Annotated in this window: 14 protein-coding genes and 1 pseudogene; 10 read left to right on the forward strand and 5 right to left on the reverse strand. The window is 68.2% G+C overall.

All coding sequences use genetic code 11. The features are described 5' to 3' along the window. Positions 1–52: 52 nt before the first annotated feature. From I6N91_RS11575 to I6N91_RS17510, 4 genes and pseudogenes are all read left to right on the forward strand, one after another. Positions 53–328, forward strand: a complete 276-nt coding sequence (locus I6N91_RS11575) for a hypothetical protein (RefSeq protein WP_120168307.1) — start codon at positions 53–55, stop codon at positions 326–328. 101 nt (positions 329–429) lie between these two features. After that, on the forward strand, positions 430–678 hold the full coding sequence (locus tag I6N91_RS11580) for a DUF2630 family protein (protein ID WP_120168538.1): 249 nt from the start codon (positions 430–432) through the stop codon (positions 676–678). Beyond that, positions 660–956: pseudogene (locus tag I6N91_RS17505) on the forward strand (SDR family NAD(P)-dependent oxidoreductase); the annotation flags it as partial. The gene I6N91_RS11580 and the pseudogene I6N91_RS17505, both read left to right, overlap by 19 nt. Positions 957–1,019: 63 nt before the next feature. Further along, positions 1,020–1,424, forward strand: coding sequence for a hypothetical protein (locus I6N91_RS17510; protein WP_307843335.1), 405 nt, complete (start codon positions 1,020–1,022; stop codon positions 1,422–1,424). A 92-nt stretch (positions 1,425–1,516) separates the two neighbouring features. On the opposite strand, the gene I6N91_RS11590 is transcribed toward I6N91_RS17510, so the two are convergent. From I6N91_RS11590 to coaE, 4 genes are all read right to left on the reverse strand, one after another. After that, positions 1,517–2,554, reverse strand: a complete 1,038-nt coding sequence (locus tag I6N91_RS11590) for a TerC family protein (protein WP_120168311.1) — start codon at positions 2,552–2,554, stop codon at positions 1,517–1,519. Positions 2,555–2,684: 130 nt separating this feature from the next. Next, entirely contained in the window at positions 2,685–4,508 is a 1,824-nt protein-coding gene (locus I6N91_RS11595) for a hypothetical protein (RefSeq protein ID WP_198812703.1), read from the reverse strand. A 4-nt stretch (positions 4,509–4,512) separates the two neighbouring features. Next, complete coding sequence (gene uvrB, locus I6N91_RS11600; RefSeq protein WP_198812704.1) at positions 4,513–6,591, reverse strand: excinuclease ABC subunit UvrB; 2,079 nt, start codon at positions 6,589–6,591, stop codon at positions 4,513–4,515. A gap of 91 nt (positions 6,592–6,682) precedes the next feature. Beyond that, positions 6,683–7,684 (reverse strand): dephospho-CoA kinase, encoded by a 1,002-nt coding sequence (gene coaE, locus I6N91_RS11605; RefSeq protein WP_198812705.1) that lies wholly within the window; start codon positions 7,682–7,684, stop codon positions 6,683–6,685. A gap of 110 nt (positions 7,685–7,794) precedes the next feature. Here coaE and I6N91_RS11610 point away from each other — a divergent pair, with 110 nt between their 5' ends. The 6 genes from I6N91_RS11610 (at position 7,795) to I6N91_RS11635 (ending at position 11,966) form a co-directional block, all read left to right on the forward strand. Then, positions 7,795–8,568 (forward strand): ATP-dependent DNA helicase RecQ, encoded by a 774-nt coding sequence (locus I6N91_RS11610; RefSeq protein ID WP_198812706.1) that lies wholly within the window; start codon positions 7,795–7,797, stop codon positions 8,566–8,568. A gap of 5 nt (positions 8,569–8,573) precedes the next feature. After that, positions 8,574–9,131, forward strand: coding sequence for a RecQ family zinc-binding domain-containing protein (locus tag I6N91_RS11615; protein WP_198812707.1), 558 nt, complete (start codon positions 8,574–8,576; stop codon positions 9,129–9,131). Positions 9,132–9,352: 221 nt separating this feature from the next. Beyond that, complete coding sequence (locus tag I6N91_RS11620) at positions 9,353–9,580, forward strand: hypothetical protein (RefSeq protein ID WP_198812708.1); 228 nt, start codon at positions 9,353–9,355, stop codon at positions 9,578–9,580. A gap of 50 nt (positions 9,581–9,630) precedes the next feature. After that, positions 9,631–10,122: a hypothetical protein gene (locus I6N91_RS17515; protein WP_307843336.1), complete on the forward strand. Its 492-nt coding sequence runs from the start codon at positions 9,631–9,633 to the stop codon at positions 10,120–10,122. A 58-nt stretch (positions 10,123–10,180) separates the two neighbouring features. Further along, positions 10,181–10,846, forward strand: coding sequence for a YigZ family protein (locus tag I6N91_RS11630; protein WP_198812709.1), 666 nt, complete (start codon positions 10,181–10,183; stop codon positions 10,844–10,846). Beyond that, entirely contained in the window at positions 10,839–11,966 is a 1,128-nt protein-coding gene (locus tag I6N91_RS11635) for a methyltransferase (RefSeq protein WP_233091795.1), read from the forward strand. The genes I6N91_RS11630 and I6N91_RS11635 overlap by 8 nt, the downstream gene beginning before the upstream one ends. Before the next feature lie 182 nt (positions 11,967–12,148). Here the strand turns inward: I6N91_RS11635 and rpsA are convergent, their stop codons facing one another. Then, the gene (gene rpsA, locus I6N91_RS11640) at positions 12,149–13,621 is read right to left on the reverse strand and encodes a 30S ribosomal protein S1 (RefSeq protein WP_120168329.1); all 1,473 of its coding nucleotides are present in this window, start codon (positions 13,619–13,621) and stop codon (positions 12,149–12,151) included. Positions 13,622–13,785 lie beyond the last annotated feature (164 nt).

A 13,785-nucleotide genomic window follows, 5' to 3' on the forward strand; every position in this document is an offset into this window, starting at 1 on the left:
CCAGCCCGACACGGGGCCCGGGAAGCACCCGGGCCGCGAAGGAGCGAAAGCGATGACTTCAAACGCAGAACAGCCGATGACGGACGACAGCATTCAGGTACGCCAGCTCAGCCACTACCAGTTCTCGTGGATTGCCGGAGAAGCCGGGCAGCCCGGCACCTATACCCTCCAGCTTGTCCTCGACCAGGGCGCCTGGGAGGAGGTCCTCACCCTCGACCCGGACGACGCGGACAACCTTCAGGACCTGCTGTCCACCGCCAAAACGGTCTACTACGACGTGCGCCGCCGCACGCTCATGTTCGGCACCACCCGCACCGGCGAAAGCTAGGCAGCGGCCCGGCCGTCCACGTCACGCAGCCGCGGATCCCTGTTCAATGCGCCCCTGCCTCAGTACCCTGTGAACCAGGCCTAAATGAGGAGGAAACCATGTTGGATGACCAGGACATTCTCGGACGCATCAAGTCTCTCGTGGAGGAGGAACACGACCTCCGCAGCGCAGGGGACGACAGCGCCCGCGGCGGGCAGAACGCCGCCCGGCTGCAGCGGCTTGAGCAGGACCTCGACCAGTGCTGGGATCTGCTCCGGCAGCGCCGCGCTCGAAGCGAGTTCGGCGACGACCCGGACAAGGCGGCCGCGCGGCCTATTTCCCAAGTTGAGGGATACCTGCCGCGGAAGTAGTTGAGGCGCCGGGATCCAGACGACGAAGTTCGAGGCCCCCACCGCTCCGGCGGCGGGGGCCTCTTGCGCGTCCACCGGGGTCTTCGAGGGGTGATGTCGACCACGTCACCGGCGGGTCCGCCGGACTCGGCCTCGAGGCGGTCCGTGTCCTCGCCGAAGCCGGCGCGACCGTTATTGCCGCCGTCCGGGACCCGGCGAAGGCAGCCGAAACCCTCGCCCCGCTCGCCGGCGTCGAAACGGAACAGCTGGATCTCGCGGACCCCGCATCCATCGACGCCTTCGCCGACCGCTTCCTGGCCACGGACCGCCCCTACGAGAAGTGGTCCGCCTACGCCCAGTCGGTGAGTGCGAAGTCCCTGTTCGCCGTCGCGCTTGACGCGCGCGGCAGGAACTTCCGGGTCCGCTCCTTCGCCGTCCATCCCGGCACCATCCCCACCGGGATCGGGCGGCACCTGAGCCTCGAGGACCTCCAGGGCCTGGGCGCAGTCGACGAGCACGGCCAGCCCGTGGACAACCCCACCTACAAGAGCGTCCCGCAGGGAGCGGCGACCATGGTGTGGGCTGCTGTCAGCCCGCAGCTCGACGGACTCGGCGGGGTGTACACGGAGGACGCCGACATCGCCGTCGTGGTTCCCGACGACCACCAAGGCCCCTCCGGCGTGCACGCGTGGGCAGTCGATCCGCAGGCCGCCGACCGGCTGTGGGAGCTCAGCGAGCGCCTGCTCGGGCGCTCCTTCACCATCTGATCCGTTCCCGGCCTCCGTGCCGGGAGGGCTTAAGTAAACGGGCCCGGCACCGGCGCTGTGCGCTGGTGCCGGGCCCGGTCCTGTCCTGGGGGTCAGCTCTCGAGGTCTGAGTTCCGCGCCTTGGCATCGGCGGCGGCGAGGTCCTCGTCAACCTTCTCGCTGCGCCCGCGCGAGCTGAGCAGGCTCGCGACCACGGCGATCACGATGGTAGCGATGATGACAGCGAGGGAGACGAACGTCGGAATCTCCGGAGCCCACTCGATGTGCTCTCCGCCGTTGATGAAGGGCAGCTCGTTGACGTGCATGGCGTGCAGCACGAGCTTGACGCCGATGAACGCGAGAATGACCGACAGCGCGTGCTTGAGGTACACCAGCCGGGTCATCAGCCCACCGAGCAGGAAGTACAGCTGCCGCAGGCCCATCAGGGCGAAGATGTTGGCGGTGAAGACGATGAAGGCGCTCTGGGTGAGGCCGAAGATCGCAGGAATGGAGTCCACGGCGAAGAGCAGATCGGTCAGGCCGATCGTGACGAAGACGATGAGCATCGGCGTGAACACCTTCTTGCCGTCCACGACGGTGCGGACCTTGCCGCCGTCGTAGTGATCCGACATCGGCAGCACGGAACGCAGTTTCGCGACGAGCTTGTTGTCCCCTGCGTCCTCCTCGTCCTCGCCCGTGTCTTTTGCCTGCTTGTACGCGGTGTAGAGCAGGAACGCGCCGAAGATGTAGAACACCCAGCTGAAGTTCTCGATCACGGCGGCACCCAGGGCGATGAAGATGCCGCGCAGGATCAGCGCGATGATGATACCCACCATCAGCACCTCCTGCTGGTACTTCCGCGGCACCGAGAAGCGGGCCATGATGATGATGAAGACAAACAGGTTGTCGATGCTCAGGCTGTATTCGGTCACCCAGCCGGCGACGAACTGTCCGCCGTACTCGGGGCCGGTGAAGATGAACATGATCGCCGCGAAGACCAGCGCCAGGGACACATAGAAGCCCACCCACAGACCCGCCTCCCGCATCGAGGGAATGTGGGGCCGCTTGACGACGAGCAGCAGGTCGAACAGGAGCACAAGTCCGAGAACGACAAAGGTGCCGATCTGGAAAGCGAGGGGCAATTCGGGCATGGAGCGCCTTTCGGGGATCGCGACGGAGGTCCGTAAGTCTCTCCGCCGTGGCACTCTGCCAGCCGACCGCTACGCCCGGCGGGGCGTCACTGCCCTGCGTGTTGACGTTCGTAGCGCTTGGGATACTCCCCTACGTGGGGTCAATCCTACCGGCGGGGTGCTGATATGGGGAATTGCGTCCGCCCGCGGCGACCGCCGCCACATGCTTGATCACCCCGGGGGCGTTCCAGTACCCTCCGTGGCCCTGGACGGTGCCGGCGGAGTCGGGGTCGGTGAGCTCGATGTTCACCGCGCCGGGCACGGGGCTCCCGACGGGGTCGGTGGCGCGCCAGAAGTTGGCCCACGTGGTGGAACGCTCAGCCACGCGCCCGAACCACCCGGGGGTGAAGTAGGCCGGGAAGAACGCGGAGTAGAGGGACACCAGCGGCGAGCCGGTGGTGACCAGGTGCAGCTCCCGGCAGCGCGAAAGAGCCCGGGTCTCCGCGACCAGCCAGGCGCAGATGACGCTTCCCTGGCTGTACCCGACGAGCGCCACCCGAGTGGGTCCGAGCCGGGCCGCCTCCTGCTCGATGCCGGCGATGACCGCCTCCCGGTAGGAGGCACCGGCCAGCGGGTGGTCGCGGACCGGCCAGAAGCCGGCGGCGTCGGCTGCCCTTCCGAGCACCTCCTGTACCGTCCGGAGCTGCCCGAGCAGGAGGGTGAGGACGGCGGCCGCGCCGGCGAGCTGGAGCAGCAGCACGGCGAGGGCGAGCCACGGCCCGCCCAGCCGGCCCTCCCCGAGGATCATCGCGGCACCCATGCCCGCCGCACCCAGTGCCGTGCCGGAGGGCAGGACGCGCGGAAGGAGTGCGGGGGCCGCAGCGACGACGCGGTGCCACCACCGCAGGCGTGGCTCCCGGGCACCGAAGAGCGGGCGCAGCCCGAGCCGACGGTCCAGCAGCAGCACCACGGCGGCGGTGAGCACGGGCCCGGCCAGGGCGATCAAGGCGAGCAGCGGGAACAGGTCGAGTCGGCTGTCGCCGGCATCCAGCGGATCGTCCCAGGCCAGCAGCACGCGTGCGGTGCGCGCGTCGTACTCCTCGCCGCCGAACAGCCGCACTACATAGCCGAGGAGGCCGTCCAAGAGCATCCGGACCAGGGCGTTGACCGAGTGCATGAGGAACAGAGCGAGCAGCAGCAGGCCGGCCGCGGCGCCCTCCGGTGCCGGCAAGCGGCCGGTCGCTCCCACCCCGGCGGGCCGGCGCAGCGAGCTGACGATGGTGGGCAGCATTAGGACGCCGAGGCTCAGGGCGATCCACAGCGCCAAGGCGTCGAGGCGCGGGACGGCATCGGGGCCGGGAGTCGAGGGCCAGGATGGGGAGACGGTCTCCGCCGGGAGCGTCAGCGCCAGCAGCGCTCCGCCCGCGAGGAGGGCGCCGGCGTGGAGAAGGACCGCGGCGTGGCTGCGCCGGGGAACCTCCCGCTGCACCCGGATGACCCGGAGCCAGCGGTACGCGATGAAGGCGGCCAGGGCTGTTGCCGCGGCGGCGGGGATTCCCCGGGCAGGACCCTCGGCGGAGCCCGGCAGGCCGAGGGGACCGGCCAGGTGTTCGAGGACCGTCTCGCCGAGGACTACCAGCCAGGCCAGCTGGCTGAGGGTGAGCAGCACCGAGCCCGCCTGCAGCAGCACCGCCGACGGCGCGGCGGTGGCGTGGCCGGGGCGTTCGAGCATGCGGCCGGCAACGTTGGCCAGCGTGAACGGGAAGGCCAGGTACCACAGGAAGCCGGTTCTCCTGCGGTTCGACCGCGACCAGTTGATCAGGCTCAGGCGGTGGCGCGGAAGCAGCGGAGGGTCGACGGCCTCGGCCCAGGGGTTGAGCCGGGTCACCCGGGCACTGGTGATGCTGCTCAGGTACTCCTGCTCCCCCACTCCGTGCACGCGGATCTCCGCGAAGCCGTCCCCCCGCTGCGGCATGGTGCTAGGCGTGCCCGGCCGTCTGCATCTGCCGGAGTTCCTTCTTCAGGTCCCCCACCTCATCGCGGAGCCGGGCCGCAAGTTCGAACTGCAGTTCCGCGGCCGCGGTGTGCATCTGGTCGGTGAGCTGCTGGATGAGGTCCGTGAGGTCCTCGGCCGGTACGGCGGCCAGCCCCTCACGGTGCACGCCCCGGCCGGGCTTCTTCTTCCGCCCCTTCGCGGCGGCCTCCAGGAGCTCCCGGGTGTCGGCGTCCTCGCGGTTGATGGTGTCGGTGATGTCGGCGATGCGCTTGCGCAGCGGCGTCGGGTCGATCCCGTGCTCGAGGTTGTGAGCCACCTGGATGGCTCTGCGCCGGTTGGTTTCGTCGATGGCCCGTTCCATCGAATCGGTGATCCGGTCGGCGTACATGTGCACCTGGCCGGACACGTTGCGGGCCGCTCGCCCGATCGTCTGGATAAGGGAGGTGGAGCTTCGCAGGAATCCCTCCTTGTCGGCGTCGAGGATGCTGACGAGGGACACCTCCGGAAGGTCAAGGCCCTCGCGCAGCAGGTTGATACCCACCAGCACGTCGAAGGTCCCCAGCCGGAGCTCACGCAGCAGCTCGACCCGGCGCAGGGTGTCGACGTCGGAGTGAAGGTACTCCACCTTTACCCCGTGCTCCAGGAGGTAACCCGTAAGGTCCTCCGACATCCGCTTCGTCAGGGTCGTCACCAGCACGCGCTCGTCGCGCTCCACACGGGTCCGAATCTCGTGAAGCAGGTCGTCGATCTGCCCCTTGCTCGGCTTCACCACGATCTCCGGGTCCACCAGCCCGGTGGGCCTGATGATCTGCTGGACGAACCCGTCGGACTTCCCGAGCTCGTACTTGCCCGGCGTCGCCGAGAGGTAGACCGTCTGGCCGATGCGCTCGAGGAACTCGTCCCACTTCAGCGGCCGGTTGTCCATGGCGGACGGAAGGCGGAACCCGTGGTCGACGAGGGTGCGCTTGCGCGACATGTCCCCCTCGTACATCGCCCCGATCTGCGGAATGGTGACGTGCGATTCGTCGACGACGAGGAGGAAGTCGTCGGGGAAGTAGTCGAGCAGGCAGTGCGGGGCGCTGCCCTGCCCCCGGCCGTCGATGTGCCGTGAATAGTTCTCGATGCCGTTGCAGAACCCCATCTGCTGCATCATCTCGAGGTCGTAGGTGACCCGCATCCGCAGCCGCTGCGCCTCGACCAGCTTGTTCTGTGACTCGAGCTCGGCAAGGCGCACCTGCAGCTCATCCTCGATGGCCTTGATCGCACGGTTCATGCGTTCCGGCCCGGCGACATAGTGCGAGGCGGGGAAGACATACATCTCGTCCTCCTCGCGGATGACGTCACCGGTGAGCGGGTTGAGGGTGTAGATGTTCTCCACCTCGTCACCGAAGAACTCGATCCGCAGGGCGTGCTCCTCGTACATGGGGATGATCTCCACGGTGTCCCCGCGCACCCGGAAGGTGCCGCGGTGGAAGTCCATGTCGTTGCGCGTGTACTGCATGCCCACGAACTGGCGCAGCAGGGCGTCCCGGTTCATCTCCTGGCCCTTGCGGAGGGTCACCATCTTATCGATGTACTCCTCGGGGGTACCCAGGCCGTAGATGCAGGAGACCGTGGCGACAACGATGACGTCCCGGCGCGTGAGCAGGGCGTTGGTGGCCGAGTGCCGGAGCCGTTCCACCTCCTCGTTGATCGAGGAGTCCTTCTCGATGAAGGTGTCCGTCTGCGGAACGTAGGCCTCGGGCTGGTAGTAGTCGTAGTAAGACACGAAGTACTCGACGGCGTTGTTGGGCAGCAGTTCGCGGAACTCGTTGGCCAGCTGAGCCGCAAGGGTTTTGTTCTGGACCATTACGAGGGTCGGCCGCTGGACCTGCTCGATCAGCCACGCCGTCGTCGCGCTCTTTCCTGTACCGGTGGCTCCAAGGAGGACAACGTCCTTCTCCCCTGCCTTGATCCGGGTGCTCAGTTCCGCGATGGCCGCCGGCTGGTCGCCTGCCGGCTGGTATTCGCTGATGACCTCGAAGGGAGCTACGACCCGCTTAATATCCTGGGCAAGACTCATATCTAGTACGTTAGCGCGTTATGCGGACAATCAGCTTCCGCTTTGCTGGAGGCGGAACCGCAGGAACGCTCCGGCACCGCACCGGCCGCCCCTACCGCGGGCCGGGGACGCCGTCGGGAGCCGCCGCGGAGCCGGCCAGCTCGAGGTGGATGTCCGCGGCCCGTCCCGGATCGGCGCAGGAGTGGAACCCCAGCCGGCCGCGGGCAGCGGGTTGCCCGGCGCCCGGCCGTCCGGGCGCCGGCGGGAACCCCGCCGCGGTGAGCAGCGGCCGCAGTGCCGCAGCGTCGGCCGGAGTGGCCACCGCCAGCCGAAACTCCAGCACATCCGGGGCCCGGCGCCCGGGCACCGCGGTGGGACCGAAGTGTTCGACGTGCAGCACCCGCGGGTCGACGCGCCGGAGCCGGGCGCTCAGCCGTTCGGCCTGCGCCGGCCACGTCGGATCGGGTTCCACGGGGTCGAGGGAGCCCCGGAGTGCAGGGACTCCGGCGAGGAGGTTGGCGTTGAAGGGCAGGATCCGGGTCTGCCAGAGGGCCTCGAGGTGCGCGAGGGTGTCGGCCTCGCTGCCGGCGTTGTCGATGACGACGTCGGCCGCGGAGTTCCGCTCGTCCGGGCCGAGCTGGGCCCGCAGGCGGCTGAGCGCCGCCTCCGGAGTCATTCCGCGCAGCCGCACCATCCTGTCGATGCGCTGGTCCTCGGGGGCGTCGATCACCACGACGAGGTGGAAGCGGGCCACCTGGCCCGTCTCGACGAGCAGGGGCAGATCCTCGACAACGACGGCGTCCGCGGGCGCCTGAGCGGTGCGGGCCTCGGCGAGCGCCCGGATGCGGGGGTGGAGGATGGCGTTGAGGCGTTCCCGCGCCCGGGGGTCGCCGAAGATGATGTCCCCGAGGGCCCTGCGGTCGAGGGAGCCGTCGGCGGAGGCCAGCTGCCCTCCGAAGGCGTCGAGCACCTCGGCGAGCCCCTCAGTGCCCGGCTCCACCACCTCGCGGGCGAGGGCGTCCGCGTCGATGACGACGGCACCCAGCGCCCTCAGCCGCCCGGCGGCAAGGGACTTGCCGGCGGCGATCCCTCCGGTCAAACCAACTCTCAGCATCCGCCAAGGGTAGCGCGGAGCGACGCCCCGCCTGTCAATCCCAATCCCGGCACCTCGCCTGCCGCCCGGCCCATTACGCTAAGTCGGCTTACTACATTCCAAGGGGAGCCATGACACCAGTACTTTCGGACCTCGAGGAGATGGCCTCCTCGGTCTTCGGATGGGAGGATCTCCGCTCCGGGCAGCGGCAGGCGATGCAGGCCCTGGCATGGGGGCACGACTTCCGGCCCGAATACCTGCAGCTGGGCACCCTGGCGGACTCGCTGTCCTGCCCCGTCCTGGCCCTCACGGCAACCGCGGCCGCACCCGAGCAGGAGGAGATCACCCGCCAGCTGCACCTCGGGGACCCGGTGGTCCTCGTAGAGGGTTCCGACCGCCCCAACCTGCGCCTCGAGGTGGTGCCCCATGTGCAGGAGGCCGACAAGCACCGGGCGGTGGTGGAGCAGGTGGAGGCGCTGGAGAAGCCCGGGCTGGTCTATGTCGCCACCCGGAAGGCCGCCGACATGCTCGCGGAGGAGCTGTCCGCACTAGGGATGAACGCTGCTTCCTATCACTCCGGCCGGCGCAGCAGCGACCGGGAGGAGATCCATGAGGGTTTCCTGAACGGCCGGCTCGACGTGGTGGTGGCGACGACAGCCTTCGGCATGGGCATCGACAAGCCCGATGTCCGGTTCGTGGTGCACGGGGCCGTTGCAGACTCCCTCGACAGCTACTACCAGGAGATCGGGCGCGGCGGACGCGACGGCGGGCCTGCGGCCGCGACCCTTCACTACCGGCCCGAGGACCTCTCGCTGCGGCGGTTCTTCGCCGCCAAGGCCGCGGACCGGGAGGGGCTTGGGCAGCTCTTTGCCGTGCTTCGGGCGCAGGGGGCCCCACTGCCCTGAAGGAGATGCGCGCCCTGACCGGCCTGAGCCAGCGCAGGGCGGCCGGCATGATGAACCTTCTCGAGGCCGCCGGCGCCGTCCGAGCCGGGGCGGGCGGGTACAGCGCAGGGAATCTTCTTCCGGCGGAGGCCGCGGAGCGAGCGGTGGAGCAGGCGCAGATCCGCGAGACCATCGACACCACGAGGGTGGAGATGCTCCGCCGGTACGCGGAGTCGCGGGGCTGCCGGCGGCAGTTCCTGCTCGCCTACTTCGGTGAGGAGTTCGACGGGCCCTGCGGTCACTGCGACAACTGCGCCGACGAATCCTCCCGGGAGGGCCAGCAGCCCGCAGTGGACATTCCCTACGTGGTCCAGTCGAAGGTGGAGCACACTCGCTCATTTCTCCTCCTCGTTTCGCTGTGCCGCCAGAGAACAAAGGCCCGAACGGCCCCGGCAAGGAGGTGGAGAGGCCCACGCGAAGCGCTGGTAAACCTGTTGCCAACACCGACTGCGGCCCATACTCTGAAGGAGGTTGAGCAGTCAGCCATGGAGCCTCGTATGGAGCAGCCATGGAGCAAAGTCTGACGATCATCTAGTGGGAAAACACCACCCGCACAGCCGACCAACTCCAGTGAGCGCTCCCTTCGCGCACGCCTGCACACCAGCCTCCCGGGTCCATCGGCCGGCCGCCGTTTCCCACCGGAAACCTCCCTCAGCGGGGCAGGGCCCTTCCCTTCTCCGCAGCGGGCCCCGGCCCTGCCTTCATAATCAGCGGCACGACCGCCGCTCGCCGTAAGGACTACGTCATGACTACGGACTATTTGAAATCACTGGCCGTCGCCGCAGCTCAGCTGGAGTCGGCCGAATTCTTCCGGGACCAGGCGGCCAGCGAGCTGCAGTCGACGGTCCTCGAGGCCATCAACAGCGGTGGGAGTATCACCGCTGTGGCCGAGGCCGCCGCCCTTTCACCTCAGACCGTCTTCGCCCTGTGCGATCAGGCCGACGGCGATCCGAGTGGACTCCTGGTGATCTGACTGCCGGCGTGATTGACGGATCCGCCGACATTCCCCGCTGAGGAGTCCCGGTGGAGAATCCCTCAGACCACGAGCACCAGCGGCTGCTGCTCCTTCGGGCCATCCGGCATGCGCAGATCGGCCTCGGCGAGCTGTGGCTCCACTACTTTGCCATCGGCGGTGATGCCGGAGAGTACGAGGTGGAGGCCTACCTGCACGGCTCCTTCACCCTGCCGCCACTCCAGCGGGACCTGCTCGCCCATGCGGCGAATGAACTGATCGACGATAGGCCGCCGCCACCGCGCGCACCCTACAGCACGGATGAGCCGGCGTCGGAGCATACCCCCAGCCCGGATTCCGGGTCGGGTGGGTACGGCCCGGCCATCGCTTACGCCACCGATGCCGGGGACGGCGACGCAGAACCCGATACCTCCAAGAGCGCCTCCAGCGCCGGCTCCGAAAGCGCCGGTGACAGTTTCGCCGGGATCGAGGAAGACAAGGACGGCGACACGGGGTGGACCCTGAAGGAAGGCACCCGCGGCGACGGAAGCGACTCCTCGTAGGCGATGCTCCCGTCCCCGGCCTGAGTCCGCCGGGCGCCCACCGGCTAGGATTACAGGAATGATCGCTCCGCACCGGCACCCCACCGCATACTCAACGGTTCGGGGCGAACACCGGAACGAGCTCGAGATCCGCCGGTCCCGGTTCATCACCGTCCTGCGCAGGGTCGGAACCGAAGCCGAGGCGAATGGTCTCCTGGCACAGCTGCGCACCGAATTCCCCACGGCGAGGCACCACTGCAGCGCCTACCTGATCGGAGCGGGGCGCACCATCCAGCGGGCCCACGACGACGGCGAACCCGCCGGCACCGCCGGCGCCCCGATGCTCGAAGCCCTCAGCCGTCACGGCGCGGCAGACCTCAGCGACACCGCCGCCGTCGTGGTGCGGTACTTCGGAGGCGTCCTGCTGGGCGCGGGCGGGTTGATCCGCGCCTACTCCCAGTCGGTGACCCGGGCCCTGGACGGGGCACCCCTGCTCCACCGACGGCTCCTGACTCTCTACACGGTGCCGGTGGCGCACGCCGAGGCCGGGCGGGTCGAAAACGAGCTGCGCGCCGCCGCCACGATCATTCGGGGCACCTCCTACACCCCCGAGGAGGCGCTCATCGAGGTGGCTCTTGAACCAGACGCAGACAGTTATGAGGATTTCCAGCGGCGGCTTGCCGCCTCAACCGCCGGGGCCTCGGTGTCCCGCCCCGCAGGCACAACCTGGGTTGACCTTGATTGAGTTCGACTTCGACCGCCTGAGCCGCAGTCCGGACGTCGAGGCGCCCAATCTGCAGGCCTACGACGCCACCGACCGGCTGCTCCTGGACTCGGCGGCCCGCAGGCTCGCCGCTCAGCCAGCCGGCGTCGTCCTGCTCGGCGACCGTTACGGCGCCCTCACCCTCGGAGCGGCCCTGCTGCACGCGGTCCCCCGCCCGCGCGTCTATCAGGATCCGCTCTCGCACGAACTGGCGTTGGCCCGCAATGCCGCCGCGGTGGACGCGTCCGACCGGTATGAGCGCCACGGGCTGGGCCCCGAGCTGCTCCGGGATGCCCGCACGGTGCTGCTCCAGCTTCCACGCTCCCTCGACGCCCTGGAGGAGGCTGCCTGGAACATCGCCACCCATGCCGATCCTTCGGTCACCGTCTACGCCGGCGGGCGGCTCAAGCACATGAGCCTGGCCATGACCGCGGTGCTTCAGAAGTACTTCGGATCCGTCACCGCAGGGCTGGCCCGGCAGAAATCCCGGGTTCTCACCGCCTCCGGACCGCTGCCCGTGGGCGAATCGGCCTTCCCTGTCACGCAGCGGCACGACGTCGGGCTCCCCCACCCGCTGGTGCTGCGCGCGTTCGGCGAGACGTTCGGCGGGGCGGCCTTGGACCCCGGAACCCGTTTCCTCCTCCCCCACCTCGCGTCCGCGGCGGCGGCGGATTCGGCCATCGACCTCGGCTGTGGCAACGGTGCCATCGCCGCCTACCTGGCGCTGACCGGGCCCGGGCTGCGGGTGATCGCGTCGGACCAGTCGGCCTCCGCCGTGGCCTCCACCAGGGAGACCGCGCGCGCGAACGCCGTCGGGGACCGGGTGGACGTGGTGCGCGACGACGCCCTGTCATCCCAGCCGGCGGGGTCTGCGGGCCTGATCGTCCTGAACCCGCCATTTCACATCGGCGCCACCGTTCACGCCGGCATCGCGGTGAAGCTGTTCACCGATGCCGCCCGGGTGCTCGCCCCCGGCGGGGAACTGTGGACCGTCTGGAACAGCCACCTCGCGTACCGGCCCGCCCTGTCCCGGATCGTCGGCCCGACCCGGCAGATCGACCGCAACCAGCGGTTCACCATCACCTGTTCCGTCCGCCGCTGACCCACGCAGCTCCCTCGGGGCCCGTCGAGGGCGCAGCTCGTACGTCCCAGGCTCCGTCCGCCGGTTCTCACTGCACCCTCGATGAAGGCCGGGCACACCACCACCGGCCGTCCGGGAGCAAAAAGAAGGACCCCCGCCAAACGGCGGGGGTCCTTCTCAGTGTTCGGCGTAAGCCGGAGGGTTTAGGCTCCGGTCAGCTTCTCGCGGAGAGCCGCAAGCGCCTCGTCCGAAGCAAGGGTGCCTGAACCGGTCTCGGCGGCGACGGGCTCCGAAGAGTAGCTCGTTGCGTTCGACTCGACGGGCTCGTTCGCGGCAGCGGCGTCGTCGGACGCGTGCTGCACAACCTGCTTCTTGTGGGACTCCCAGCGGGCCTGGGCTTCGGCGTACTGAGCTTCCCAAGCGGCGCGCTGGGTCTCGTAGCCTTCGAGCCATTCGTTCGACTCGGGGTCGAAGCCCTCGGGGTACTTGTAGTTGCCCTCTTCGTCGTACTCGGCGGCCATACCGTACAGAGCCGGGTCGAACTCGGTGCTGTCGGCGTCAACGCCCTCGTTGGCCTGCTTGAGGCTGAGGGAGATGCGGCGGCGCTCGAGGTCGATGTCGATGACCTTGACAAAGAGCTCGTCGCCAACGGAAACGACCTGCTCTGCAAGCTCAACGTGGCGGACAGCCAGCTCCGAGATGTGGACCAGGCCTTCGATGCCGTCTTCGACGCGGACGAACGCACCGAACGGAACCAGCTTGGTGACCTTACCGGGAACAACCTGGCCCAGCGCGTGGGTGCGGGCGAAGGTCTGCCAGGGATCTTCCTGCGTTGCCTTCAGCGAGAGCGAAACACGCTCGCGGTCCAGATCGACCTCGAGAACCTCGACGGTGACTTCCTGGCCGACCTCGACAACCTCGGACGGGTGGTCGATGTGCTTCCAGGACAGCTCGGAAACGTGAACCAGACCGTCGACGCCGCCGAGGTCCACGAACGCACCGAAGTTGACGATCGAGGAGACAACGCCCGGACGGACCTGGCCCTTCTCGAGCTTGTTGAGGAAGGTCGAGCGGACCTCGGACTGGGTCTGCTCCAGCCAGGCGCGACGCGACAGCACAACGTTGTTGCGGTTCTTGTCGAGCTCGATGATCTTCGCTTCGATCTGCTGGCCGATGTACGGAGCCAGGTCGCGCACACGGCGCATCTCGACGAGCGACGCGGGCAGGAAGCCGCGAAGGCCGATGTCGAGGATAAGACCACCCTTGACGACCTCGATGACGGTACCGGTGACGACGCCGTCTTCTTCCTTGACCTTTTCGATGTCGCCCCAAGCACGCTCGTACTGAGCGCGCTTCTTGGACAGGATCAGACGGCCTTCTTTGTCCTCCTTGGTGAGCACCAGGGCCTCGACCTGATCGCCGACGGAGACGACATCTCCGGGGTCAACGTCGTGCTTGATGGAAAGCTCACGGGAAGGGATGACACCCTCGGTCTTGTAACCGATGTCGAGCAGGACCTCATCGCGGTCGACCTTGACGACGGTACCTTCGACGAGATCTCCGTCGTTGAAGTACTTAATCGTCGCGTCGACTGCTGCGAGGAAATCCTCAGCGGTGCCGATGTCGTTGATAGCGACCTGCGGGGCACCTTGCTTCTCGGTGGTGGTGATGGTCATGTAGTTGGGGCTCCGTTGTGGAAGTTTTCTTGATCCGGAAAACGGACGCTGGAAAAACCGGCCGAAAAAGCCGGGCCATCCAGGGGAATCCGATGTCCGGAAGCGGACAGATTGGATAAAACCTAAAGAGCGGTTCTATTGGTATTGCGCCGGAACTCGCACGG

It is taken from the genome of Arthrobacter sp. MSA 4-2 (assembly GCF_016405885.1).
Lineage (GTDB): Bacteria > Actinomycetota > Actinomycetes > Actinomycetales > Micrococcaceae > Arthrobacter_D.

Excerpts from the sequence above, each read along its gene's own strand:
- I6N91_RS11575 (WP_120168307.1), top strand. The coding sequence starts at position 53 with ATGACTTCAAACGCAGAACAGCCGATGACGGACGACAGCATTCAGGTA.
- I6N91_RS11590 (WP_120168311.1), bottom strand. The coding sequence starts at position 2,554 with ATGCCCGAATTGCCCCTCGCTTTCCAGATCGGCACCTTTGTCGTTCTC.
- I6N91_RS11595 (WP_198812703.1), bottom strand. The coding sequence starts at position 4,508 with ATGCCGCAGCGGGGGGACGGCTTCGCGGAGATCCGCGTGCACGGAGTG.
- uvrB (WP_198812704.1), bottom strand. The coding sequence starts at position 6,591 with ATGAGTCTTGCCCAGGATATTAAGCGGGTCGTAGCTCCCTTCGAGGTC.
- coaE (WP_198812705.1), bottom strand. The coding sequence starts at position 7,684 with ATGCTGAGAGTTGGTTTGACCGGAGGGATCGCCGCCGGCAAGTCCCTT.
- I6N91_RS11610 (WP_198812706.1), top strand. The coding sequence starts at position 7,795 with ATGACACCAGTACTTTCGGACCTCGAGGAGATGGCCTCCTCGGTCTTC.
- I6N91_RS11615 (WP_198812707.1), top strand. The coding sequence starts at position 8,574 with ATGCGCGCCCTGACCGGCCTGAGCCAGCGCAGGGCGGCCGGCATGATG.
- I6N91_RS11620 (WP_198812708.1), top strand. The coding sequence starts at position 9,353 with ATGACTACGGACTATTTGAAATCACTGGCCGTCGCCGCAGCTCAGCTG.
- I6N91_RS11630 (WP_198812709.1), top strand. The coding sequence starts at position 10,181 with ATGATCGCTCCGCACCGGCACCCCACCGCATACTCAACGGTTCGGGGC.
- rpsA (WP_120168329.1), bottom strand. The coding sequence starts at position 13,621 with ATGACCATCACCACCACCGAGAAGCAAGGTGCCCCGCAGGTCGCTATC.